Annotated in this window: 7 protein-coding genes and 1 pseudogene; all 8 read right to left on the reverse strand. The window is 67.2% G+C overall.

Annotated features, from left to right (window positions below; genetic code table 11):
* Nucleotides 1-101 precede the first annotated feature (101 nt).
* Nucleotides 102-326, reverse strand: a complete 225-nt coding sequence (locus AB7U46_RS17175) for a DUF2274 domain-containing protein (protein WP_428338207.1) — start codon at nt 324-326, stop codon at nt 102-104.
* A 1-nt stretch (nt 327) separates the two neighbouring features.
* Entirely contained in the window at nt 328-1,473 is a 1,146-nt protein-coding gene (locus AB7U46_RS17180) for a TrbI/VirB10 family protein (RefSeq protein ID WP_428338208.1), read from the reverse strand.
* Entirely contained in the window at nt 1,466-2,449 is a 984-nt protein-coding gene (gene trbG / locus AB7U46_RS17185) for a P-type conjugative transfer protein TrbG (protein WP_428338209.1), read from the reverse strand. The genes AB7U46_RS17180 and trbG overlap by 8 nt, the downstream gene beginning before the upstream one ends.
* Nucleotides 2,446-3,135, reverse strand: coding sequence for a conjugal transfer protein TrbF (gene trbF / locus AB7U46_RS17190; RefSeq protein WP_428338210.1), 690 nt, complete (start codon nt 3,133-3,135; stop codon nt 2,446-2,448). The genes trbG and trbF overlap by 4 nt, the downstream gene beginning before the upstream one ends.
* Entirely contained in the window at nt 3,132-4,484 is a 1,353-nt protein-coding gene (trbL, locus tag AB7U46_RS17195; RefSeq protein WP_428338211.1) for a P-type conjugative transfer protein TrbL, read from the reverse strand. Before trbL ends, trbF begins: the two co-directional genes overlap by 4 nt.
* A gap of 3 nt (nt 4,485-4,487) precedes the next feature.
* Nucleotides 4,488-4,772 carry a putative entry exclusion protein TrbK-alt gene (trbK-alt, locus tag AB7U46_RS17200; RefSeq protein WP_428338212.1) on the reverse strand — a complete coding sequence of 95 codons (285 nt, stop codon included), beginning with the start codon at nt 4,770-4,772 and terminating at the stop codon, nt 4,488-4,490.
* A gap of 20 nt (nt 4,773-4,792) precedes the next feature.
* Nucleotides 4,793-5,584, reverse strand: coding sequence for a P-type conjugative transfer protein TrbJ (gene trbJ / locus AB7U46_RS17205; RefSeq protein ID WP_428338213.1), 792 nt, complete (start codon nt 5,582-5,584; stop codon nt 4,793-4,795).
* Nucleotides 5,581-6,962: pseudogene (locus AB7U46_RS17210) on the reverse strand (conjugal transfer protein TrbE); the annotation flags it as partial. The pseudogene AB7U46_RS17210 and the gene trbJ, both read right to left, overlap by 4 nt.

The following is a 6,962-nucleotide window of genomic DNA, read 5'->3' on the forward strand; positions in this document are numbered from 1 at the left end:
TGCTGCTGGAGACGGCCCGTCAACTCTCGCTCGACGCGGCCTATCATCCAACGGCTGAGCCCGAAACCTGACACCGCCGGGGCCTGGCAGGGAGTTGTCCGCTAGGTTCGGACGCCCTTGCGCGCCTTGGCAAAGCCCCGATCGGTCGCGATGAACCTCTCCAGCATCGGCACGATGAGCCGCGCCGGGGGAACGGCCCCCTGCCCGCCTTCGCGTCCGAGGATTTCCCCATAGGCCACCAGATCGCGGTGCAGGCCCGCGGGCAGTTCGATCGTTAGTTTGACCGGCTTGTCATCGGCAAGGGGCCCCAGTTTCAGATTGCCCATGTCATCCTCCATAGGGCTCGAGCACGAGATCGCGGCTGACGATCACCCGCAGCGGGAATCCGGGCCGGATAGTCAGCGTCGGCGCGACGGCCAATTGGCGCTGGACGATCTGCTGGCCGGCATCATTGACCGTGTCCACAGCGCCGTCCTGCAGCGCTTGCAGAAGCCGGTCGTCGTCATCAGTGGCGAGCTCCGCGGTGAAGGCAAGAAGCGTGGCAAGCCCCGCGGCCTTGGCCAGATCGCCCCAATGGTGATCGACACCATCCTCGAGCCCCGCATAACCGCTCGCATCGGCACCCGGCTGGCGTTCGAGCACGATCGAGCGGCCATTGGGGAGGATCAGCCGGTTCCAAACCAACAGCACCCGGCGCTGGCCGAAACTGACGCCATTGTCGTATTCGCCGATGATGCGGGTGCCTTGCGGGATCAGGAGCAGGCTGCCGGTCGGGCTATCATAGACATTCTGGGTGACCTGCGCGGTGATCTGTCCCGGAAGATCCGAGCGGATGCCGGTGATGAGCGCCGCCGGGATCACCGAGCCTGCCTGAAGGATATAGGGCGAGGCCGGGGCCGCGATGCGGTCGGTTGCGACGGTCTGGCGATCGACAGACCCATTGAGGAAAGCCTGCTGGCGATCCTGCCCGGCAGCCTCCGCCGCTCCAGACAGCGCTGTGCCAACGCCCCCGAGCCCGGCGCCCCCCTGTGCGCCCGGCCGGGTCTGGAAGAACAACCCGCTGGTACGGGCTGCGTCCATCTCGGCCAGCCGCCTTTGCTCTTCCGGGTCCACGGCGGGGGCAGAGATCGCCGGCGCGGCAATCGGCTGGCCGCGTTCCTGCGCGCTGTGGATCGCGCCACCGAGATCACCGGGAAGCGCCGGCCCGAGGCGCGGCACCGCATCATAGCTGCTGGGCAGGTCCCGCAACCCATCGGCGGGCTGGCGATTATCGGTAGTGATCAGCTCCTCGGGCCCGGCCCCACGATCGGGGCTTTGCAGCGCATAGATCAGCGCACCGCCAATCCCGAGCCCTGCAACGAGGCCAAGGCCCGCCAGAACCTTGCGCGAAAGGCGCGTGACCCGGGGCGGATCGGCGCGCAACCGCATCGGCGCGGCGAGATCCTCTTCACTGCCGGTGCTCGGTTCAGTCATGACCCTGCCCCGTTTTCGGCGCATCGGTGCTTGTCTCCGCCTGCGGTGCGAGGCGCAGGATTTTCACCACCTGCTGGTTACGGCCGCTGCCGAGCCGCAACTCGGCGGCACCGAAGAGCCGGTCGACGATCAGCACGTTGTGATAGATGCGGCTGTTGACGATCTCGGGTTTCCCGTCCGAGCCGAGCACGAAGAGCGGCGGCATCTCGCCCTGTGCAATCCCCGCCGGAAAGACGACATAGACGCGGCGGCCATCATCGAAGACCGAGACCGGACGCCAGGGCGGCGCATCGCCCTGCAGCCCGTAGCGGTGGTTGCGCGCATTGAGCGGCGGGATCGCCGGCGTTGCCGCCGTGACCCGCTGGGGTGACGCGCGGCGCGGATAGGCCCAGGAGACCGCGGGCATCCAGGTTTGCTCGCCCGCGCGCAGCTCGATCAGATAGGTCCGCCGGTCGGTGGAGATCACCAGATTGGTGCTGATGTCGCTGCGCGTCGGTTTGACCAGCACGAGCACGCGGCGCGCACTGCCCGAGCCGCTCTCGGTATCGCCGATGATCCAGCGGGTGGTGTCGCCCGCCGCGATCGGACCGGTGCCGGTCAGCGCCTCGCCGGGTTCAAGCGCGATGGTGGTGATCTGGCCGGGCGCGGCATAGACTTGATAGAGCGCCCCTTCCGACCAGGGATAGATCTGGATCGCGTTGAAATAGCCGTCCCGGCGCGGTTCGACCCGGGCGGCGGCATTGGCGTTGGTCACCCGGGCCACGGGCGTCGCGGCGCTGACCCCGCCCCGGCTTGGGGTCCAGGCCGGCGGGGTGCGCAGGGCGCGGGGTTGATCGTCGGAGGTCGTGGACCGTGTCGCCGGGAGCGGCGGCACCTCGTCGTCATAGGAAAACTCGAGCGCCGGGCTCGTGGCACAGCCGGCAAGAAGCGACACGCTCAGCAAGGTGACGACGGGCATGGAGGAGGCATGGATCATTGGCTCATCTCCCGCGACCAGTTGATCGCGTTGACATAAATTCCGAGGGGATTGGCGCGCAGGCGTTCGGGTGTGCGCGGCGGCTGGATTACAATGGTGAGGATGGCGGTCCAGCGCTCGGAGCGGGCGAGTTGGCCGCCCTCGTAATGCCGCTCGCTCCAGGCCACCCGGAAACTGTCGGGCGAGGCACGGATGACCGAGGAAACCTCGATCGAGACCTGTTCCTTGCCGACACGGGTGAACGGATCGCTTGACCGGGCATAGTCGCCCAACGCCACCGCGCCACGGTCCGTGGTGTAATCATAGGCGCGCAGCCAGTTCTGGCGCACCACGATCGGATCGGCGGAGAGCCCGCGCACCTCCTCGATGAACCGGGCGAGATGGAAGGCGATCTGCGGATCGGTGGGCCGGTAGGCGGCTGTGGCGGCCTCGACCGCGCGCGCCTCGCCATGGCGGTCGATCTCCACCACCCAGGGCACGATGGTGCCGCGCGCCGATTGCCAGACCAGCGCGGCGGCGAATCCGGCGGAAAGGAAGAGCGAACCGAAGGCCATGAGCCGCCAGTTCCTGGCCTGCACGCGGGCGGAGCCGATACGCTCGTCCCAGACCTGGGCGGCCTTTTGATAGGGCGTTTCCGGTTCCGGGGTCTTGCCGTAATGGGGGGATGAGCGTTTGAAGACGGTCATGAGCGATCTCTTTCCGAAAGGCTGATGGCAGCGCCGGCGCCATGGCTGTCACCCGCACGCAAGGCATGGCCTGCCGAGGTGATGCCGTGGCTCAGCGCCTGTTTGCGGCGCATGGATTTGGCCCAATCGGGTGGGCCGGACGAGGACAATGGCGCAGCTGTGGTTGATCCCTCGGCAATGGTACCCATCGAAGAGCTTCCGCCACTGGCGGCAAACCCTGCCTTGGCCCCGCTCGAATAGCTCTCCTTCGCCGCCTCGCCTGCCCGCGCGGCAGCCTTGCGCAACGGCGACGCCGCAGCGGACCCGGCAGTCCGGGTGACCCCGCCCAGCCCCGAGGCCATGCCGGACGCACCGGACTGGCCGATGGAGCCAAGCGAATAGGCGCTCGAGGCAGCACCTGCCGCGCCTATGGCTCCGCGCGATGCGGCGACACCGCCAGAAACCGCGGCCCCAGCCCCGCGTGCGGCGAGCATGGCACCACCGCCGGTGGCAAGGGCCGCTCCGCCCACGGCAAGGCCCGTTCCGACTGCCGCGCCCGCGCCAAGTTGCGGCCCGCCCGAGACCAGTCCGGTGGCGATGCCCGGGCCGAATATGCCGAGCCCCAGAAGCGAAAGCGCCGCGAGCACGATGGCCATGGCCTCGTCGATGGTCGGGGTCGCGCCTCCGAAACCTGCGGTAAACTGCCCGAACAGCGTCGAGCCGATGCCGATGATCACCGCGAGAACCAGCACCTTGATGCCCGAGGAGACGACGTTTCCGAGCACCCGTTCGGCCATGAAGGCGGTCTTGCCGAACAGGCCGAAGGGGATGAGCACGAAGCCCGCGAGCGTCGTCAGCTTGAACTCGATGAGGGTGACGAAGAGCTGCACCGCGAGGATGAAGAAAGCGAGCAGCACCAGCGCCCAGGCGAAGAGCAGGCAGGCGATCTGAACGAAGTTCTCGAAGAAAGAGACGAAGCCCATCAGGTCGGAAATGCTTTCGAGGAGCGGCCGGCCGGCATCGAGCCCGGTCTGGGCCACCTGCCCGGGACGCAAGAGATCGCGGGCCGAGAAACTCGTGCCCGAACCCATCAGCCCGAGCCCCGCGAAACTGTTGAAGACGATCTGCGCGAGGCTGTTCCAGTTCGAGATCAGATAGGCGAAGGCCCCGACGAAGAGTGTCTTTTTCACCAGGCGGGCAAGGATGTCGTCATCGGCGCCCCAGGTCCAGAAGAGCGCGGCGAGCGTCACGTCGATCACGATCAGCGTGGTGGCGATGAAGGCCACCTCGTTGCCCAGAAGCCCGAAGCCACTATCGATATAAGAGGTGAAGACCCCAAGGAAGTCGTCGATAACGCCGGTACCGCCCATGGATCAGTGCTCCGCGTCCCGAGACCCGGTATCGCGTCCGAGGAAGCGGTCGCGGGTCTCGGCCCAGATCGCCATGCAATCGGGATCTTTGGCGGCGGCTTCACCCATCTGCTGGCAGCGGCGCTGACCTTCGCGCAGGGGATCGGCGGGGGGGATCGCTGGTGCTGCGGAGATTGCGCGCGCCGGCTCATCTTCTTGTTCCTGCCAGCTCATCGCGATCAACGAGGCGGTGAGCGCGACGGCCAAAAGCGCAACCGCCGCGACCCGGGTGAGTGTCCTGCTGTCCATGTGTCCCCTGCCCCTCAGTCTCAGTTGTGAAACATCTGGACGGAGCCCGGCTGATATCCGGTGCCAGGGGTCAGGAACCGCTCGCGCTGAACGCGCCCCTGCTCGGCGGCGGCGGCGCGTTCCGCCTCGGCCAGCGCCTCGGCCCGGCCGTTGGCGGCCGTGACGGCGGTGAGATCGGCGATCTGCTGGGCTTGCAGCGCGAGGAGTTGATTGCCCGCCTGCGTGGCCTGCAGCGCACCGACCGCGCTCTGGCTTTCGCCCACGAGGGCGAAGAGCTGGGCACGCTGCGCATCGATATTGCCGACCACACCGGCCTGTACGCGCATCGCATCCTGCAGCCCGCCCACCGTATTGCCCCAGCGGGTGCGGGCGTCGGAAAGGAGCTGCGCATCGCTCGAGGACAGCGGGATATTGGCATAGTCCTGCTGGAACATCTGGTCGATCTGCTGCACGTCGAAGGCGATGTTCTGCGCCTCGGAGAGAAGCGTGCGGGTGCGATCGACATTCTGCTGCAGCGCGCTCAGGGCCGAATAGGGCAGGCTCGTCAGGTTGCGGGCCTGGTTGATCAGCATTTGCGCTTCGTTCTGAAGCTGGGAGATCTGGTTGTTGATCTGCTCCAGCGCGCGCGCCGCGGTGAGCAGGTTCTCGGCATGGTTGGTCGGATCGTAGACGATGAACGGTCCGCTGCCGAAACCGAAGAGCGCATGCGCCGGCGGCGCCAGAAGCGGTGAGGCGCTCAGCGGCACGGCGAGCGCCAGCGCGAGCATCGAGACACGGGGCAGTTTGAAACGGGCAAGAGTGTTAGGGATCATGATGTCACCTCCTGATCGGGTTGGGGTTGTTGAAGGGCCTCGGCCTCGGGCGCAAGGTTGGTAAGCTCCGGGATGAGATCGGCGGCCCAGTCTGCCCCGTGGGCGCGCAGCCAGGCGGCGAGAAAGCCCCCTGCCCCGACCTCGGCGAGGATCTGGCCAATGCGGGCCTGATCGGATTTGGCCGAGGCGGCGCAGAGTGCGAGGCCGACCTCGCTGAGGCCAAGCTCGAAGAGCCGGTTGCCGCGCCGCGACTGGCAGTAATAGTCGCGCTTGGGGGTGGCGCGGGCGAGGATCTCAATCTGCCGGTCGTTGAGACCGAAGCGGCGGTAGATCGCGGTGATCTGCGGTTCGATGGCGCGCTCATTGGGCAGCAAAAGCCGCGTCGGGCAGCTTTCGATGATGGCTGGCGCGATGGGCGAAGTGTCGATATCCGACAGCGATTGCGTTGCAAAAACGACCGAGGCGTTCTTCTTGCGCAGGGTCTTGAGCCATTCCCGGAGCTGGCCCGCGAAGCTTTCATCATCGAGCGCGAGCCACCCTTCGTCGATGATGAGCAACGTGGGGCGCCCGTCGAGTTGATCGCCGATGCGGTGGAAGAGGTAGGAGAGCACGGCGTGCGCGGCCGCAGTGCCTACCAGCCCTTCGATCTCGAAGGCCTGCACCGAGGCTGTTCCGAGGTTTTCCGCCTCGGCATCGAGCAGGCGACCATGGGCCCCACTCAGGCAATAGGGGCGTAGGGCCTGTTTGAGGTCGTTCGATTGCAGGAGCACGGCCAACCCGGTGAGGGTGCGCTCGCCGATCGGGGCCGAGGCCAGCGAGGTCAGCGCGGTCCAGAGATGGTCTTTCACCTCCGGGGTGAGCGTGATCCCTTCGCGAGCCAGGATCGCGGCGATCCAGTCGGCAGCCCAGGCGCGTTCGGGGGGCGCGTCGATCCGCGCCAGCGGCTGCAGCGCCACGGCGGCCTCATCCCCATCCGTCAAGTCTCCGCCCAGATCGTGCCAGTCCCCGCCCATGGACAGCGCCGCGGCCCGGATCGAGCCGCCGAAATCGAAGGCAAAGACCTGCGCCTTGGCGTAGCGGCGAAACTGCAGCGCCATAGCGGCGAGCAGCACCGACTTGCCCGCGCCAGTCGGGCCCACCACCAGCGTGTGACCAACATCGCCGACATGGAGCGAAAAGCGGAACGGGGTCGATCCCTCGGTCTTGCCGTAAAGCAGAGGCGGCGCCTTGAAATGCGCGTCCTCGGCATCGCCCGCCCAGACCGCCGAAAGCGGGATCATATGGGCGAGGTTCAGGGTCGAGATCGGCGGCTGGCGGACATTGGCATAGGCATGGCCGGGCAGCGAACCCAGCCAGGCATCGACCGCGTTGATCGTCT

The organism is Paenirhodobacter sp. (assembly GCF_050177655.1).
Lineage (GTDB): Bacteria > Pseudomonadota > Alphaproteobacteria > Rhodobacterales > Rhodobacteraceae > Rhodobacter.